Annotated in this window: 16 protein-coding genes, 1 tRNA gene and 1 pseudogene; 7 read left to right on the plus strand and 11 right to left on the minus strand. The window is 34.1% G+C overall.

Annotation, left to right across the window (positions count from 1 at the left end; translation table 11 throughout):
- The 3 genes and pseudogenes from P8M54_RS11405 to P8M54_RS11415 all read right to left on the minus strand — a co-directional run.
- Positions 1-295: pseudogene (locus tag P8M54_RS11405) on the minus strand (biotin synthase); the annotation flags it as partial.
- Positions 296-397: 102 nt separating this feature from the next.
- Positions 398-835, minus strand: a complete 438-nt coding sequence (locus P8M54_RS11410) for a hypothetical protein (RefSeq protein ID WP_300287985.1) — start codon at positions 833-835, stop codon at positions 398-400.
- Positions 836-937: 102 nt separating this feature from the next.
- Positions 938-1,867, minus strand: coding sequence for a bifunctional riboflavin kinase/FAD synthetase (locus P8M54_RS11415; RefSeq protein WP_300287987.1), 930 nt, complete (start codon positions 1,865-1,867; stop codon positions 938-940).
- 216 nt (positions 1,868-2,083) lie between these two features.
- Here P8M54_RS11415 and P8M54_RS11420 point away from each other — a divergent pair, with 216 nt between their 5' ends.
- The gene (locus tag P8M54_RS11420) at positions 2,084-4,816 is read left to right on the plus strand and encodes a reprolysin-like metallopeptidase (protein ID WP_300287988.1); all 2,733 of its coding nucleotides are present in this window, start codon (positions 2,084-2,086) and stop codon (positions 4,814-4,816) included.
- Between the two features lie 50 nt (positions 4,817-4,866).
- Here the strand turns inward: P8M54_RS11420 and pth are convergent, their stop codons facing one another.
- The 3 genes from pth to P8M54_RS11435 form a co-directional block, all read right to left on the minus strand.
- Positions 4,867-5,541, minus strand: a complete 675-nt coding sequence (gene pth / locus P8M54_RS11425) for an aminoacyl-tRNA hydrolase (RefSeq protein WP_300287989.1) — start codon at positions 5,539-5,541, stop codon at positions 4,867-4,869.
- 363 nt (positions 5,542-5,904) lie between these two features.
- On the minus strand, positions 5,905-6,519 hold the full coding sequence (locus tag P8M54_RS11430; protein ID WP_300287990.1) for a 50S ribosomal protein L25/general stress protein Ctc: 615 nt from the start codon (positions 6,517-6,519) through the stop codon (positions 5,905-5,907).
- A 188-nt stretch (positions 6,520-6,707) separates the two neighbouring features.
- Positions 6,708-7,649: a ribose-phosphate pyrophosphokinase gene (locus P8M54_RS11435; RefSeq protein ID WP_300287991.1), complete on the minus strand. Its 942-nt coding sequence runs from the start codon at positions 7,647-7,649 to the stop codon at positions 6,708-6,710.
- Between the two features lie 287 nt (positions 7,650-7,936).
- Between P8M54_RS11435 and P8M54_RS11440 the strand changes: the two genes are divergently transcribed.
- A tRNA-Leu gene (locus P8M54_RS11440) sits at positions 7,937-8,016 on the plus strand.
- A 213-nt stretch (positions 8,017-8,229) separates the two neighbouring features.
- Here P8M54_RS11440 and P8M54_RS11445 read toward each other — a convergent pair.
- Together P8M54_RS11445 and P8M54_RS11450 are read right to left on the minus strand one after the other, a co-directional pair.
- Entirely contained in the window at positions 8,230-8,577 is a 348-nt protein-coding gene (locus tag P8M54_RS11445; protein ID WP_300287992.1) for a membrane-binding protein, read from the minus strand.
- A 217-nt stretch (positions 8,578-8,794) separates the two neighbouring features.
- The gene (locus P8M54_RS11450; protein WP_300287993.1) at positions 8,795-9,799 is read right to left on the minus strand and encodes a TlpA disulfide reductase family protein; all 1,005 of its coding nucleotides are present in this window, start codon (positions 9,797-9,799) and stop codon (positions 8,795-8,797) included.
- 179 nt (positions 9,800-9,978) lie between these two features.
- Here P8M54_RS11450 and aspS point away from each other — a divergent pair, with 179 nt between their 5' ends.
- Entirely contained in the window at positions 9,979-11,733 is a 1,755-nt protein-coding gene (aspS, locus tag P8M54_RS11455) for an aspartate--tRNA ligase (protein ID WP_300287994.1), read from the plus strand.
- 236 nt (positions 11,734-11,969) lie between these two features.
- Here the strand turns inward: aspS and P8M54_RS11460 are convergent, their stop codons facing one another.
- The 3 genes from P8M54_RS11460 to P8M54_RS11470 form a co-directional block, all read right to left on the minus strand.
- Positions 11,970-12,608, minus strand: a complete 639-nt coding sequence (locus P8M54_RS11460; RefSeq protein ID WP_300287995.1) for a response regulator transcription factor — start codon at positions 12,606-12,608, stop codon at positions 11,970-11,972.
- Positions 12,595-13,224, minus strand: a complete 630-nt coding sequence (locus P8M54_RS11465) for an ATP-binding protein (protein WP_300287996.1) — start codon at positions 13,222-13,224, stop codon at positions 12,595-12,597. Before P8M54_RS11465 ends, P8M54_RS11460 begins: the two co-directional genes overlap by 14 nt.
- Before the next feature lie 800 nt (positions 13,225-14,024).
- Positions 14,025-14,663, minus strand: a complete 639-nt coding sequence (locus P8M54_RS11470; RefSeq protein ID WP_300287997.1) for a hypothetical protein — start codon at positions 14,661-14,663, stop codon at positions 14,025-14,027.
- A 258-nt stretch (positions 14,664-14,921) separates the two neighbouring features.
- Between P8M54_RS11470 and P8M54_RS11475 the strand changes: the two genes are divergently transcribed.
- From P8M54_RS11475 to P8M54_RS11490, 4 genes are all read left to right on the plus strand, one after another.
- Complete coding sequence (locus P8M54_RS11475; protein ID WP_300287998.1) at positions 14,922-15,503, plus strand: DUF2589 domain-containing protein; 582 nt, start codon at positions 14,922-14,924, stop codon at positions 15,501-15,503.
- Positions 15,504-15,587: 84 nt separating this feature from the next.
- On the plus strand, positions 15,588-16,310 hold the full coding sequence (locus tag P8M54_RS11480) for a hypothetical protein (RefSeq protein ID WP_300287999.1): 723 nt from the start codon (positions 15,588-15,590) through the stop codon (positions 16,308-16,310).
- A gap of 7 nt (positions 16,311-16,317) precedes the next feature.
- Positions 16,318-16,908: a hypothetical protein gene (locus P8M54_RS11485; RefSeq protein WP_300288000.1), complete on the plus strand. Its 591-nt coding sequence runs from the start codon at positions 16,318-16,320 to the stop codon at positions 16,906-16,908.
- A gap of 880 nt (positions 16,909-17,788) precedes the next feature.
- Positions 17,789-17,983, plus strand: coding sequence for a cold-shock protein (locus tag P8M54_RS11490; protein WP_007137066.1), 195 nt, complete (start codon positions 17,789-17,791; stop codon positions 17,981-17,983).
- Positions 17,984-18,043 lie beyond the last annotated feature (60 nt).

Here is an 18,043-nt window from a genome sequence, read left to right on the forward strand (position 1 = left end):
TACAAACTCTCGAAGGTCCTCCTGATTTTGCACGTAAAGCCTGTGCTTTAACTTGGCTTACTGTCATTAAATCATTTCCTTCTACCGATGTGTGGTACCTAGCTGCTTGTGGGCAGTAGCCACAATCCTCAGGACAACCTCCAGTTTTGACAGATAATAAAGTAGAAACTTGAACCACATTTGGGTCGTGGTGTTCTCTATGTATCGATGCTGCTTCGTAAAGCAAATCCATCATAGGTTTGTTATATATAGCGATAATTTCGTCTTTCGTCCAATTATGTTTTGTAATACTCATTGTAAGCTGTTTTTTGATGCTTCAAAAGTAGTCAAATTGTTTTTATGAAGCAATGTGTAATAGTTGAAAAAGTAGCTTTAACATAATTGTACGGAGCATCTACTAATCAGTAGGATAGCGTTTTTTCCAAATCAACAGCAATGTAAAGGTTACAATCACTGCGGATACAATTCCTTCAAAAAGAAGCGATACACCATAGGTCATAACAGTTGGCTGTCCGCCGAATAAAAAGGAAGCAGAGAGAGATTCTACATATTTGTCACCTCCTTGTAAGTAACTGTATGATACTAATCCAGCAATACTAATAAAAACACCAATGAGAGACGTTTTCAAAGCCGAAACTCCGTTTTCGGGTAGGCCTGTTATTCCTTCGGCAAAATTGCTTTTTAAAGTTCGATTTGCACCATAGTAAATGAATAAGATGTTGAGGGCTCTTAAATAAAATACATCAGCAAGATTAGCTGCTTTCATTAGCAGAAAAAGGATGCTAATTCCAATCCAAATAATTATTCCGTTAAGTAGTTCTTTTGATAGTTTCATGTGGTTAGTTTTAGTTTGCCTAGCGATAACTATTGCTACACAAGTGGTTCACTACCAAATTTACGGAAAATAATAAGATATATTAAATAAACTATTCTAATATTAACGTTTGTTGAAGTAAGATATTGCTGCTTTTTTGTCTAATTCCAGCTGCTTTTTTAGTTCCTCTACTGATCCGAATTTTTGTTCTGGTCGAAGGTATTCTAGTATGGTGATTGCTATTTTTTTATCATAAAGATCCTCATCAAAATCTAAAAAATGAACTTCTACTGACAAACTTTCTCCTGCAACGGTAGGGTTAAAACCAATGTTCATGATACCACGAATATTTTTAGTGTTGATTGTACTCTCAACAATATAGGATCCTTTTTTAGGAATTAGCTTGTAATCTTCTTCGATTTTGATATTAGCAGTTGGAAAACCAATGGTGCGACCTAATTGCTTTCCTTTGATGACTGTACCAGTAAAAAAGTAGTCATAGCCAAGATAACTATTAGCTAAAGTCATGTCACCTTCTGACAGTGCATTGCGGATTTTAGTTGAACTTACCGATATAGCATCGATCTCCTGAACGGATATTTGTTCGACTTCAAAATTGTATTTGGCACCAAAATCGATTAAATCATCAATATTTGCGGTTCTATTTCTACCAAAACGATGATCGTATCCTATTATGATTTTTTGAATGTTAAACTTGTCGACTAAAACTGTCCTTACGAAGTCCTCTGCAGTCAATCTAGAAAAAGTTTCATCAAATGGATGAATTACGAGATTGTGAATCCCCATTTTTTCCAATAAATCAATTTTTTCTGAGATGGTGTTTAAAAGTTTTATTTCTGAATGTTCTTGTAAAACCATTCGTGGGTGTGGGAAGAATGTTAGAACTAAACTTTCGTATTTCTCCTCCTCGGTAGATGCAATTACCTTGTCAAGTATTTTTTTATGTCCAATATGAACTCCGTCAAAGGTACCGAGCGTTAAAATCGTTTTTTTTGCAGTACTAAAATCGTCAATGGAGTGAAAAATGTTCAAAGCGTGTTTTTTATAATACTGCAAATTTATGGTAACTATTTTAATGTTGTGGTATTTAAAGCTTTTTTTGATATATTTTTTAGATCGATTTCGATTAAAGCTATTTATTTTAGGTCAATTATCGATTTTAACACTAATTAGCAACTGAAAAGATAGTGATTTAATAACAATTTTGGATTAATTGCTCTATTTTTGATAACTTAAAGTCCTCCGATCATGAAAAAAAATACCACTTTATTACTTGCACTTCTTTATGTTACGTTTTCTCAAGCACAAGACGGAACAATTTGGAAGAGAGTAACTAATACTAACACAACCGTAACAGCGAAAAATGCTGGATCAAATCATACTAATGTTGTATCATTTGTTTTGGACCAAGGTCAGTTACAAGCTGCTTTAAGCAAGTCGAATTCTAGTATAACGGGTAAAGGGCGAAATGTGGAGGTAACTGTCCCAAATGCCAAAGGGGAGTTTGAAAAGTTTTTGGTTGAAGAATACTCTAATTTTGAGCCCAAGTTACAAGAACAATATCCTGATATTAGATCGTATAGTGGAAAAGGAATTTCAGATCTAACAGCAACCTTGAGTATAAGTGTTTCGCCTCAAGGAATTCAATCAATGGTTTTACGTGCTGATTCGGGCTCTGAATTTATAGAACAAAGTGTTACTGATAAGAATAATTATATTGTCTTCTCTAATTCAACTAGGAGTAAGGGGAGTTTGCCATTAAATTGTACGACCGATGCTGTTGCAATTGCTAAAAATCTATCGGTTAAAACAGCTAAAACAGCCGCAAATAATAGAGTTTTTAAAACATTGCGCCTTGCCTTATCATGTACAGGAGAATACGCGCAATTTCATGGAGGTACTGTTGCAGGAGCGCTGGCCGGAATGAATGCTACAATGACCCGAGTCAATGGTATATTTAATAAAGACCTAGCTTTGAAGTTGCAGCTTATTTCCAACACGACTTCAATTATTTATTTGAATTCATCTTCGGATCCCTATTCGCCTGCATCAGAAGGACAATTAGTGGTTGACAAATGTGCGTCAGCAAATGCTGATTGTCCATTAAGATGGAGTAATGAACTGCAAACGACTTTAACCAGTCAAATTGGAAGTGGAAACTATGATATTGGCCATTTATTTGCCGCTTCGGGTGGTGGAGGTAATGCGGGTTGTATTGGTTGTATTTGTAATCCGCTGAGAAACACAGACTCAAATCCAGTTTTTCAGGTTGGTAAAGGAAGTGCTTTTACGTCGCCATCTGATGGAAGACCCCAAGGAGATAGCTTTGATATTGACTTTGTGGCGCATGAACTTGGACATCAACTAGGAGCAAATCATACTTTTTCTCATATTGAAGAAAATGCAGGCACTAGTGTAGAGCCTGGGAGCGGCTCAACAATTATGGGTTATGCTGGAATCACAGATGTTTACGATGTACAAGCTGCTTCAGATGATTATTTTTCATATGCAAGTATATTGCAAATCCAAAATAATTTGGCAACCAAAACTTGCCCTGTCACTACCATGTTTACCAATGCCACACCCGTGGTTAGTACAGGTTCAAATTTCACCATTCCTTTCAGCACTGCTTTTATTTTGACTGGTAGCGGAACCGATGCAAATGGAGATAATTTGACCTACACTTGGGAGCAAACCGATTCAGCAACTACAACTTTCTTTGCAAATAGCGAGGCAATAACCTCAAAACCGGACGGGCCATTGTTTCGATCCTTATATCCAGGTACTAGTCCAATACGATATATGCCTAATTATACCAATGTACTTGCAAATAAATTAACGAGCAGATGGGAATCAGTTTCATCTGTAGCAAGAACTCTTAATTTTGCATTGACTGCAAGAGATAATGCTGCACTTGGAACAGCTCAAACGAATACTGCAACCTCGGTAGTTACGGTTAGTGGAACAATTGGTCCATTTGCAGTTACCTCACAAAATACAGATGCTGTAGCTTGGTATCAAGGCCAGCCCCAAACGGTTACTTGGAGCGTAAATGGCACGAATACACTAGCGGGATCAGCTAATGTAACTATAAAATTATCGACAGATGGAGGGTTAACTTTCCCAACTATACTTGCGGCTAGTACACCCAATGACGGGACTGAGGTAATTACCGTTCCTAATGTATTAGGCCAGAATTGCCGTATTATGATTGCACCAACTGGAAATATTTATTACGCTTTAAATTCGAAGGCTTTTACTATTGGCTACTCATCGGTTTCTTCATGTGATATCTACACTTATTCGGCTCCCTTCGATATACCAGAGCAAGCGGCTTATACCGTAAGAACAATAACAGTACCTAACTCAGCTGCTGTAGTTTCGGACGTTAATTTTAATGTTGCCTTTACGCATACCTATTATTCTGATTTACAAATGGAAGTCGTAAGTCCAACTGGTAAAACAGTGCGATTGTTTGATAGAAGTTGTGAGAGTACAAGAGGTAGTGTAATCTTAACGTATGATGATTCTGGTACCGACCTTGGTTGTACTGTTACAACACAACAAACAGTGACTCCCTTTGAGCCTTTGACCGCATTTAATGGCGATTTAGCGCAAGGAGTTTGGACGTTTAGAATTAGAGATGCATTTAGAAATGATAACGGAACATTGGATTCCGCTTCTATTCAAATTTGTACTAAAACGTTCACTCTTGGAACTTCGGATTTTGCAGTGAATGATTTTTCACTATACCCTAACCCTAATAAAGGAAATTTTAATGTGCAATTTACCAGTCAGTCTGGGAATGAAATACAAATAGTAGTACATGACTTACTGGGACGTCAATTGTATAAAAAAGCATTCGAGAATACAGGGGGTTTTAATCAAAATATTCAATTGCCCAACTTACAAGCAGGACTTTATTTGGTGTCTGTTTTCGACGGTGACGCAAAACAAGTTAAGAAGCTAGTTATTAAGTAAGCAAATTAGCAAATAAAAAAAGAGGAAACATATACATGTTTCCTCTTTTTTTATTTGCCATTGTAACTGGTCATCGTAAGGTCAAGACCAGCTGTTCCAAATGATTTTATTATCTCTGAACTTAGTTCTAATCGTTCCGGTAGAGCGGCTTTTTCTGCTTCGTCCCAATCGCCTAAAACGTAGTCTACTTGTTTTCCTTTTTTGAATTCATCGCTAATACCAAAACGAAAACGAGTATATTGATTGGTATTTAAGACGAGATTGATGTTTTTAAGTCCGTTGTGACCACCATCACTTCCTTTTGGTTTGATTCGGATCGTTCCAAAGGACAGATTCAAGTCGTCAGTAATAACCATGATGTTTTCTAGTGGAATATTTTCCTTGTCCATCCAATACTGCACTGCTTTACCGCTGAGGTTCATGTAGGTATTGGGTTTTAAGAGTAAAAACGTACGACCTTTGAATTTGTATTCGGCTAGAGCGCCTAGTTTTACAGTTTCAAACGATACCGATTCTTTTTTGGCAAAATGATCGAGTACTTTAAAACCAATATTGTGTCTCGTGTTTACGTATTCAGCACCTATGTTGCCTAGTCCTACTATTAGAAATTTTTTACTCACGCTTTCTGTATTGTTTTTTGGGTTTTCAGGAACCTCTTTTTTGATGATTTTTCTGTTTTCTTCTTTAATTGTTGCTGAAAACAGTGCTTTTATCCATTGTATCATGCTGCAAAAGTAAACTTAATTAGATAAATAGTCAATTAGATAAAGGGTAAAGTTTGTTTGCAGTTGGGTATTTCGGGTTTCATTCTAAGGCTAAATAAGGTCTGTGTGGTCTATTTTCTTCTTTTCTTTTTAAAATAGATTGTCTAAACTAGCCCCGATAGCAGCGAAAATCCTTTTTATTCGCCTTTTTGGCGATAAAAAGATTGAAGCGTATAGCGGGAGGGGTGTTCATTAAAAGATAGATTATTGTGCTCCTAAGGAAGTTCTTAATTTAGTTAGGAAGCTAAACCTTAAGAAAATAGAAAGGCAAAAAAAAAGCACCAGTAATAAAACTGATGCTTTTGATATGTGTAGAAAAAAATATTATTTTTTCTTTCCTTTTGCAGGTCCTGCTTTTGCAGCTTTTGCAGCCTCTTGAGCCGCTTTCATAGCCGCACGAGAAATCTTCACTTGACAGATAACAGTGTTGTCTGGGTGCATGATTTTAAAGTTTGGAGTAGGAACTTGAGTAACGTATAATTTGTTACCCATGTTAAGTGGAGTAATGTCAGCCTCAACAAAATCAGGAAGATTTGCTGGTAATGCTTTTACTTTTAATTTACGGTTGTTCAAACGTAAATCTCCACCTGCCATAACACCTTTAGAGTTACCAATGATTTTAACAGGTACTTCAATAGTAATTTCTTTCTCGTCAAAGATTTGGAAGAAGTCAAGGTGAAGAATTCTGTCAGAAACTGGGTGAACTTGGATGTCTTGCATGATTGCATTGTAAGACTTACCGTTACCCAATTCAATCACAACTGTGTGAGCGTTTGGAGTGTAAACCAAGCTTTTAAATGCTTTTTCTTCTGCTGAAAAATGTACTGGTTGATCTCCTCCGTATAACACGCAAGGAACCGCTCCAGCATTACGTAAGGCTTTAGTCGCAACTTTTCCCACGCTTTCTCTTTCTGATCCTTTAATTGTAATCGATTTCATTGTAAATATTTATATAGTTATTAATTAAACTCTTTTCTAAGTGTGCTTAGCTTTTCCTAGTTAAGATTTAGCGTTTGCTAATCTGTGGTTAGTGCTTGCTAATCAATTCTTTGTTTTGAGGTAGGCTTAGTAAGTATGTGGTTCTAGACATTGTCTAGTCACTTATTACTAATCACTATCACTCTCATTTACATAATAAACTTCCCGCTAATCGAGTTGTTATGATGTACCATGTGCATTACGTCGGCAAATAAAGGGGCGCAACTTAATACTCTTATTTTTTTAGACTCTTTCTTTAACGGAATAGAATCTGTAACGATCAATTCTAGCAATTGAGACCTTTCGATTTTCTCGTAAGCGTCTCCTGATAAAATGGCGTGTGTACAAATAGCTCTAACGCTTAATGCTCCTTTTTCCATCATTAAATCAGCGGCTTTCGCCAAAGTGCCTCCGGTATCAATCATGTCATCTACTAAGATTACATTTCTCCCTTTTACCTCCCCAATCAGCTCCATTGTGCCAATTACGTTTGCTGCTTTTCTTTGTTTATAACAGATAACTACATCTGATTCTAAAAACTTAGAATACGCATAGGCTCTTTTTGAACCTCCCATACCTGGAGAAGCAATAGTCAAATTGTCTAATCCTAAACCTTTCACGTAAGGTAAGAAGATTGTAGAAGCAAAAAGATGGTCTACTGGTTTTTCAAAAAATCCTTGAATTTGGTCAGCATGCAAATCCATGGTCATTACTCTTGTTGCTCCGGCTGTCTCTAACAATTTTGCTGTTAGTTTCGCTCCTATCGGAACCCTAGGTTTGTCTTTTCTATCTTGTCTAGCCCATCCAAAGTACGGTATTACAGCCGTAATGTGTCTTGCTGAAGCTCGCTTTGCAGCATCGATCATCAGTAATAATTCCATCAAATTGTCTGAATTTGGGAATGTAGAACAAACAATAAAAACGCGTAAACCTCTAATTGACTCCTCGTAAGAAGGCTGAAACTCGCCATCACTATAATGTGACGTAGTAACTTTACCTAGTGGAATTCCGTATTCAGCGGAAATCTTTTCAGCTAGATAGACACTTTGTGAACACGCAAAAATTTTCGCTTCTGGTTCTAGGTGTGACATTTAATTTGTTGTATTTGTTCTTTGATAGCTACTTTGTTAAAGCTAGGTCATTTCTTGGTAGCTTTTCTTGGTATTTATCTAAGATGTAGTTAGTTAGTGTGTCTCGTTTTACCGAGCTGCAAATTTATAAAATTTATTCAACTCTGAAAGGAAAAATTTAAGTATTTTTAGTTGAAGATTTAATTTTATTTTTTACATTTGCACCGTGTTAAAGGAAAAGATTTGTGGCTACCACTACGAATCTCTTTATTGCGTTGAAATAGCCGTCGCTATTTCATGTCTGCTAAGCCCGGATGGCGGAATTGGTAGACGCGCTGGTCTCAAACACCTGTGGGAAACCGTGCCGGTTCGACTCCGGCTCCGGGTACTTAAAAACCGCTTCTTTCGAAGCGGTTTTTTTTATGTTTAATTTTGATGTTTTATATGTTCTAAAATGTAAGGGTGTCGTTGTTTTATATCAAATGGTTTGCTTTATTTTTTGGATCTACTTTTATGTGGCACCTAAAAAGGAGGTAATTGATTATCGTTATAAACAAAAAAAAACTCCATGTAGGAGCTTTTAATTTGTAGTGGTGCAATGTTAGTCAATGTTAACAACGGCATCTTTTTTCCAGTTTTTAACAGAAGCGATTCTATTATCTGAATAATCAACCTCACTTAGTGCAGAGTTGCTCCAGAAAAACCATTTACCTACTTTTTCACCTTTATTATAGGTTCCAATAGCAACTTTATTTCCGTTTACGTCATAAGAAACCCACTCTCCTTGTAATTTTCCATTTAAGAAATTTCCTTGTTGTTGCACTTTACCATTTTCATATAGGTAAGTTGCTTTTACTTGATTTCCTACTACTTCTAATTGTGGTTTTGTATTTTGTGAAAAAAGTATTCCTGAGAATAATACTGCGGCAATCATTATATATTTTTTCATGATGTAAATTTTTACTTGGTTCGTTCTACAAATATATAAATGTTTTTTACATTAAAAAAACAATTTGGTAACAATTTGGTAACATTGGATAAAAATTTAACATTGTGAACGGAACATAAATCAACGTACTGGTTTCTTTTTGGTTTTTTTTAATAGAATTGTTTGTGTAAAATATTGGTTATTAAATGTTTAAGTAATTTTAGGTTGTGTCTGCTTTTTATAATAGTAGGAAATCCAATTTTTCCTGTAGTTTAGGATCTGATGGTCTCGCGGCATCTGAGTAAACAATGGTTCCATCAGGACCCAAAAGAATAAATCGAGGAATACTTGTTACACCGTATTTTAGGATAAAATCTGAGTTCCAGTCATTGTCTGCTAGCAATTGGATGCCGCCGAGCTGTTTAGTAGTCACGAAAGACTTCCATTTGTTATAATCATTTTTTGTATCGACAGATATGCTGACAAAAGCAATTTTCTTGCCCTCGTATTTTTTCTCTATTTTTTGTAAATAGGGTATTTCTTGTCGGCAAGGGGCGCACCAAGTAGCCCAAATGTCAATGTAAACGTATTTTCCTTTTAAATCAGATAGTTTTGTTAGGCCGCCCTTGTGGTTTTCAAATGTAAATCCGGGTGAAGGTTTGCCTTTAAGTTGATTGGCGCGGGACACGTTGGCATAAGCTTGTAAAATATACCTGTTATTGTTTTCGAGTGAAGACAGTAGAATCGTTTTAAATTCAGGATCATAATCTCCATTTTTTATATTGCTTTGGTCTTCTTCTTTTTTTATTTCAAATAATCTTTGAAATTCCATAGGTTCCTTTGTAAAAGCTTCTTCGGTAAAAAGCTCCTCTCTTCTCATATAATCTGCTAAAAAATTACTTTCATTGCTTCCTCTTCCTAAGAAATTGATAGTTTCAATAGGATTTGAGGCATCCATCGTTAGGTTTATTTCTGCGTTAGGACTTAGATATAAGTTGTAGCCTAGTTTTCCATCGGTTAATTGGTAAAAACCTTTCGGCGCTTCGAATGTCGCATCAAACTCTTGTTTGCTATTAATAGGTATGATTTGATTGAATCCATTCGCTCCTCTAATGCTTAATGTGTCGCTGATACGATTCGTGATTTTAGCAGTAAATCGCACTGCTGTTGTGGATTGTCCATGTGAGTTTATTGCATTTAAAAAGACAAAAAGTAGGACTAGCGCTTTTTTCATAATTGACATTAGTAATGATTTATTAGTTCAAATCTAGATAAATTCTTTTTGCAAACTTATTAATTAACAAAATAAATGGGTTTTAGGGTAATCATGTAGAGTGGTTTATTATTATATTTTGAATTTTGTGTTTACTTTTGCAGTCGAGTCTAAAAGGATAGAAGACTTGATAATCTAAAATTTTGATAATGTATAGAAGTCATAACTGTGGTGAATTAAATGCCTCAAACGTAAATACTGAAGTTACTCTAGCGGGTTGGGTACAAAAATCCAGAGATAAAGGATTTATGAACTGGGTTGACTTAAGAGATCGTTACGGAATTACTCAGCTTGTTTTTGATGAGGGTCGTACTGATAAAGCCGTTTTTGAACTAGCTAAAACATTGGGTAGAGAATTTGTGATTCAAGTTAAAGGTACTGTTATTGAGCGTGAAGCCAAAAATAAAAACCTTGCTACCGGAGATGTCGAAATTTTGGTTAGCGAGTTGACGATTTTAAATGCGGCTTTAACACCGCCGTTTACAATCGAAGACGAGACTGATGGAGGTGAAGACATCCGAATGAAATACCGTTACCTTGATATTAGAAGAAATCCTGTAAAAAACAGTTTGCTTTTTCGTCATAAAGTAGCAATGGAAGTTCGTAAATACATGTCTGATTTAGATTTCTGTGAGGTAGAAACTCCTTACTTAATCAAGTCAACACCTGAAGGAGCTCGTGATTTTGTCGTCCCTTCTCGAATGAATGCAGGGCAATTTTATGCTTTGCCACAATCGCCACAAACGTTCAAGCAATTGTTGATGGTTGGAGGAATGGACAAGTATTTCCAAATCGTAAAATGTTTCCGTGATGAAGATTTACGTGCAGACAGACAACCTGAGTTTACACAAATCGATTGCGAAATGGCATTTGTGGAACAAGAAGATATACTAAATGTGTTTGAAGGTTTGACCCGTCATTTACTAAAAGAGATAAAAGGAATCGAAGTAGAGGAGTTTCCGCGTATGACCTATGAGCATGCGATGAAAACCTACGGAAATGACAAACCAGATATTCGTTTTGGGATGGAGTTTGGAGAATTAAACGAATTTGCAAAACATAAAGAATTCCCAGTTTTTAATGCTGCTGAATTAGTGGTTGGAATTGCTGTACCCGGTGCAGGTAATTATACTAGAAAAGAAATAGATGCTTTAATTGACTGGGTGAAACGTCCACAAGTAGGAGCTTCAGGAATGGTTTATGCTAAATGTAACGACGACGGAACATTTAAATCATCAGTAGATAAATTCTACGATCAAGAAGATTTAGCTAATTGGGCTAAAGTTACTGGAGCCAAGGCAGGCGACATGATTTTTGTGCTTTCTGGTCCAGCTGATAAAACCAGAGCGCAATTATCAGCGTTACGAATGGAAGTAGCGACAAGACTAGGATTAAGAGATCCAGCAGTATTTGCTCCTTTATGGGTTGTTGATTTTCCTTTATTAGAATTTGATGAAGAGAGTGGTCGTTACCACGCCATGCATCATCCGTTTACTTCCCCGAAACCAGAAGACATGCATTTGCTAGAAACTGATCCTGGAAAAGTGAGAGCCAATGCCTATGATATGGTTTTGAACGGAAACGAAATAGGAGGTGGTTCTATTCGTATTCACGATAAAGCAACCCAACAATTGATGTTTAAATATCTTGGATTTACCGAGGAAGAAGCAAAAGCACAATTTGGTTTCTTGATGGATGCTTTTCAATTTGGAGCACCGCCACACGGAGGTTTGGCTTTTGGGTTAGACCGTTTAGTTGCCATTTTAGGCGGACAAGAAACGATTCGTGATTTTATTGCTTTCCCTAAGAATAACTCAGGAAGAGATGTAATGATTGATGCGCCTTCTAATATTGATGAGCTACAATTAAAGGAGTTGCATATCATGTTGAATTTGAAACAATAATTTTAGTAATATGGCTTTAATGAAACTTATAGCTGCTCAACACGAATTTCATACTAAATAAGAAAATAGAAAATCGCCACAAATCACAACGAAATAACACGTGAAATTTGTGGCGATATATATCGAGCTATAAAACTTAACGATAGTGCGTCAATTTTATAGGCAACAAACGCAAATCTCATGTACTACTTACGCTGAGCAATTAACATATTACAATACAATCCTGCGTAGTTATTTTAGTTCAAACCGTTTTTTATAGAATAAACAGCCAATCCAACTCTGGATTTAAGCTCTAGTTTTAAGCAAAGATTATCTCTATATCCTTCTACAGTTCTAGGACTACAAAACATTTTTTCAGCAATTTCTTTGTAACTCATTTCTGTCGTAACATATTTTAAAAACTCTCTTTCTCTATCTGAAATCTTTAATTGCAACTCCCTTGAAGCACCTCCCAAAGAAGAAAAAACTATTTTGGAAGCCCAATCTGGATAGAAATAACCGTTAACTATTAGTTTTTGTAGCGCTTTTTCTAATTCAATCGGATGTGCATTTTTCAATAAATATCCATGTGAACCATTCTTAATCATTTTAACAACACTGCTATCATCATCTTGCATACTTAACGCCATAATTAAAACTTCTGGATAATTCACTTTTAACCAAGCCGCTGTTTCAAAACCGTCCATAATTGGCATACTGATATCTAATAGAACAATATCAGGAATATTCTCTTTAAGCCTAAATTTATTTATTAACTCCGTTCCGTTTTGACACTCATATTTCACTTCAAAGTTGTCGAAATTTGAAATAATACTCGATAATGCTTTAGCAATGAGAACGTGATCATCAACTATGGCAATGCTATTTTTCATCATTAAAAGGAATTTTTAAGGTTACGATTGTACCATTATTAGAGCTTGTTAATTTAAAATCGGCATTGATGATTTCGGATCTCTTTTCCATGTTTTTTAGTCCTATTCCATTTTTTGATGAGCAGGTAGCGTCGAACCCAATTCCATCGTCACTCAAAACTAAAAAAACAAAACCTTCGATTTTATTTAACTCAACGAAAACATCTTTACACTTCGCGTACTTAATACTATTTTGAATAAACTCTTGTATAATTCTATATAAGACAACTTTTATTTCATAAGACAAATCTATTTCACGAGAGTTCGTTTTAAAATGAACGGCACACTTTTTTAGTGTATTAACTTTAAAGCATTCCTTATAAATTAAATCATGTATATTAAGCGAATTGATAGTATCGTCAGTTAATGATTTTGAAAGCTGTCTTAACTCTGTTAATGAATCATTAATAATTGAACTTATATTTTCGATCTTCCCATTAATGTGTGGAGCTTTGTTCTCAAATGCCAATTGTTGCGCATATAAGCTAGCTAGAGTTAGTTTTTGACCAATGTTGTCATGTATTTCTCTTCCAATATGTTGCATAGTTTGGTTCTGTATTTCTATTTGTGTTGAAAGCATTTCTTTTTGATGTACTTCTTTTTGACTTCGTATCAAAGTATTGTGCTCTCTCCTTTTTATTTTATATTGACGTATAAAAACAAGAATCCCTACAATAAATAATAATAGAAATAAATTGAAAAATATGATAATTAAAATTATTTCACTTTTCCCCATATATACGACGTAGCAAACAATAAATACATAACACAATTTGATAGCATAAAATAAATATAATAATTATTCCAAATGTGAGGGACTTTCAAGATATAATTATACAATCCCATAAAAGGCATACTACCAATGTAAAAAAAAATAACTCCAATATTAATATAAAACATCTTGTTTTCTCTATAGAAAAGAATGGAGTCACTTCTTATCTGCTTTAGAAACTCTAAAATAACTAAAACTAACATAACTATTGTCCCAATAATATTGTTTATCGACTTAAAAACAAAACTTGAGTTTGAAAATCGGCTCTCAATTAAAAAAGAACCCAAATAGACAAAAACAGCAATCCAAAACAAACCTTTACTATCTAGCGATTTGTATGCAAACAGCCAAAAAAAGAAAATAAACTCTACCGGAATTTGTATATATGACAAGTAATCACTGATACTCAAATTAGAATGAAACTTAACATAAAAACTTGATATTTCATAAATAAAAATATAAACTAAATAAAAGGAAAACCATTTCCAATAGGTTCTTTTTACCTTGTTATAATACAAAACACTAGTGGTCATTGCAATGAATTCGCAACAATGAAGTAATATAATTAAATACTCCGGCTGTTTATACATAATTAACTTTATTTGACACTAGAAAAGTTCGTCGTTTTCTGGGGGTGATAGCGTACCATGATTTTGAGCTGCAGTAGCAGTAGACATCATTTTCGCAACTATTTGACTCGATTTACCTTTACTTGACAATATTTTTATCCCATTGTCATATGTTGCAGGGTCAATCGGATTATAATCAACATTTATGTTTTTAATTTTCAGCGTAGGAATCATAATTAAGGTGTGCATTTTTTCATACTCTTTTGGAGTAGATTTTAAATCTTTATACGTAAACATATCTTCTTGAGCAGGATAACTTGCATAATACATTCTTACACCGAGACGGTCACTATTTATTTTAGAATCATGCTTTTTGGTATTTTGCTCTATTTGCCTTACAAAATTCTTTAGCGTTCCTAAATCGAACCAAATAGATTGAGCATCTCGTTTGTTCAAACCACTTTCTACAAATTTCAACTGATTAGATTTATAATTCCCTACCATTGATTGTATTAGACCTATATCTATTTTACTTATAGAGACATCATTACTTCCATCTGCACTTGTATCTGCTACTGCACTTGCATCGGTTTTACAAAAAGGGTTATAGAATAAAGACATCCCTAATAAAAGTATTAATCCTGCAATAGTGAATTTTAAATTTCTTGTTGAATACATAATCATAAAAATGTTAAAAGTTAGATTGAATAAATGTATAATTTATTTTACAAATTAACTTATTGCTTCTTGATTTTTTATACGTAAAAACGCTTTTTTATTTACCGTATAATCACGGTTGTTTCTCCGTGTTTAAACAGTCTATTTTCAGTGAAAAACCTAAACAATGAAACTCTATTTATTTCCAAGTTTGTATTATTAAAAATCAGGGAATCCGAAAACTGTCTAGAGTAGGTAAATTAAAACAAATAAAAAAACATGGCAAATCCAGGAACAGAACTTGCCTCATTAGATTTTGGAAATCTAATAGGAAGTCCTCTAGTAGCAGTAATCACAGCTCAAGCAATTGCAGCTAGATCTACTGCAGACTTTATCAAAACGGTTGGTTTCGATGAAGACAATCTACCTATATATGTAGATTTTAAATACAATAAAGAAATAAGCCCTTATCAACCTGCAATAGGATCAACTTTGGCAGTAGCAGCTCAATATCAAGAAATGAAAATTGAGATCCCATTATTGACAATGCTTCCTATTCCTTTCATTAAAATTGATTTATTTACATTAGATTTTAATGCTAAAATCACATCGATGGAAAGTACTAATACTAGTAGCGACGCATCTATTTCTGGTAATCTTGAAGTAAAACAAAGATGGCCTTCTGGCTCAGCAAAACTTAATGTATCTGCAGCATTCAGAAAAACAACCGCTTCTGGATCAAGTGTCGAGAGAACATATTCTATGGGAATCCATGTTCAAGCATCGCAAGATGAAATGCCTGCTGGTATCGAAAAACTCTTAAATATTCTGGAAGGAGCGATGGTTTCTACTCCACAGTAATAACTTAAGGAAGTTAAACAGTAATAAAATGAAGGTTCTTTCCGGAGAACCTTCTTAATTTTTAATTTAATCAAAGAATATATTATGGCAGATTTAAGCGAGTTTTTAGGTAATTTAGTTTCAAGCATTAGTGAATCAAGAGTAAACTCAGATCTACAATCAGTAAGAATAGCACAACAATACGCGAAAGATAATTTATTACAACATTTTGCAGTTCCTCGAATGCGAATAGAAAATGTAGAACTTACAATTCCTATAGCAATAGATAGCTTTCAACCTAAAACAGAAAATAGTACTTTAGAACCAATAAACAATAGTACTTTTTCAAGTATTACTTATCAAGAAATTTTAAAAGCTATTTCAGTAGATAAGCTCCCAAGCGACATTTCAAAGGAATTTAAATCCCAAATAAGTGATTATATTAAACTTTTAGAAGCTAAAATTAATGTAAATCAAATTGAAAACTCATTACTTGAGTACGCAAAAAGCATAACAGAAATGACATTAAACAACCTGACTTTGATATATAAACAACTAAACGTGAAAGTTATAAGTAAAAATCAAATTAGTTTAATTCAAAAAAATCTACTTCAAAACCTACAGGACAAACTAAAGAATGAAATAAAATTAAAACAGACCAATTCAAGCTCACCATACTCAAATGTTATTGTTGAATCATCTAGACTTCGGGAAATGAAACCCGAAAATATCATAATGATTAAAATGAAAGTTACTGAACAGGGAATGGAATGGATAAAAATGGAAAATGAGAAAGGTGAAATTGTTTCAAAATTAATGCCTGAATAAAAGTATCATGAAAGCATCGTCAATAACAATAATTGAATCCCTCAAAGAAAAACTAATGTGCTATCCCACTTTAGTTGACTCCCTGCAGAAAAAAGATTCTACATTTTTACCATCACTAGAGCACTGGATGAAAGAAGTGGAAACTATCTTTAAGACCTATAACATTTCCGAATGTTCAGAAATAGCCGGCTTAAGAAGTAAGATTCTCGCGCCATTATATAGCGACAACCAAAGAAGCGCAATTAAAAAGAAACAATATTTTGTGGCAGCGGAAGTACTATATGATATACAAAGAACGGTATCAGAAGTAATAAAACCTCATGAATTAAGAGTCGAAGAAGCTAGAGATTTGATATTACAATTACTAGGTATTATACAGCAAACTGATTCTGTAAAATACAATTCTAAAAACAATTTTCAAGATTTCATCAATCAATTATGGACTATAATTTCAACTCATGAGCAATTAAAACCTACCACTATAAAAATACACTCTTTACTAATCCAACCTGATGTGATTAGAATAATAGCCAATGAGATTAAGCTTGAAGAATGGGGCGAAAAAAACCAAACGACAAATTTCCACAGAAAAATATAAAAGGCTAAGCTAGTCTCATAAAAAATGTAATCCATTATGCAACATGATTGCAGAGAAGGCTTTTTTTAAATACTGTTTAATAGCATTATAGAAGTGCTTTAAATCTTTATAGCAAAAAATCAGAAAATCATTTAGCGCATTAAAACGCTATCAAAATTTTCTGATTTTAGGCCACAAGTTTACTTTCTTATAAACAGATAATTACTAAAATGTACTTCGTGCCATATACCTAGATATCATCTAAGCTCAATACATTGGTAAACAACATTATCACAGCCAACCAACCCAAACTCATTTCCGCTCTATACAATAAATGCAACCTAAGTAATATTAATAATTCCTACTTCATCAACCATAACTCTCGATCCGTTATTCATTGTTCTATTGGATACCTAACTACTGAAAACATAGTTACCACTTTTAGTTGAAATAAAAACACAAATAGATTCAAAGATTCAACATCATATTTCCGCAGAAGCAAAATTATTCTCTACAACTTTTTCTTCAATCTTTGATGCCATTTGCTACACTTAAAACCCGCGTTGACTTACTAATCCGATACTCCCTAAAATAACATTCAATTCCCATAGAAATAATTGCTTTGCTAATTTTAGTAAAAAACTCTCCAAATCTTACGCTAATTCTACGGTTTTAATCAAAACGAAAGTTAAACCATTTTTACAAATTACAAAGTCACCACTAATTAATAAACAACAATGAGAAGAAAAAAAATATAAAACCTATTATTCAATAGTTAATCGAAAAACAATACCCGAAAACGCTGGAAATCAATTATTTTATTAAAAAAATGCAGAATAATATCGTTCGTATGATATTAAATATTACATTTGCCTTATTATAAATTATTATTACAATTACAATGCGTACAGGTACAGTTAAATTTTTCAATGAGTCAAAAGGTTACGGATTCATTACAGACGAAGAAACAGGAAAAGACATTTTTGTTCACGCTTCAGGAATCAACGCAGAAGAATTACGCGAAGGTGACAGAGTAAGTTACGAAGAAGAAGAAGGAAGAAAAGGAAAAGTTGCTGCGAAAGTAGCAGTTATCTAATATTTTTTTTACTTAAGAATGTTTAAACGTTTCGAATTTTTTCGGGACGTTTTTTTTTGG

The organism is Flavobacterium sp., assembly GCF_029242675.1.
GTDB lineage: Bacteria > Bacteroidota > Bacteroidia > Flavobacteriales > Flavobacteriaceae > Flavobacterium.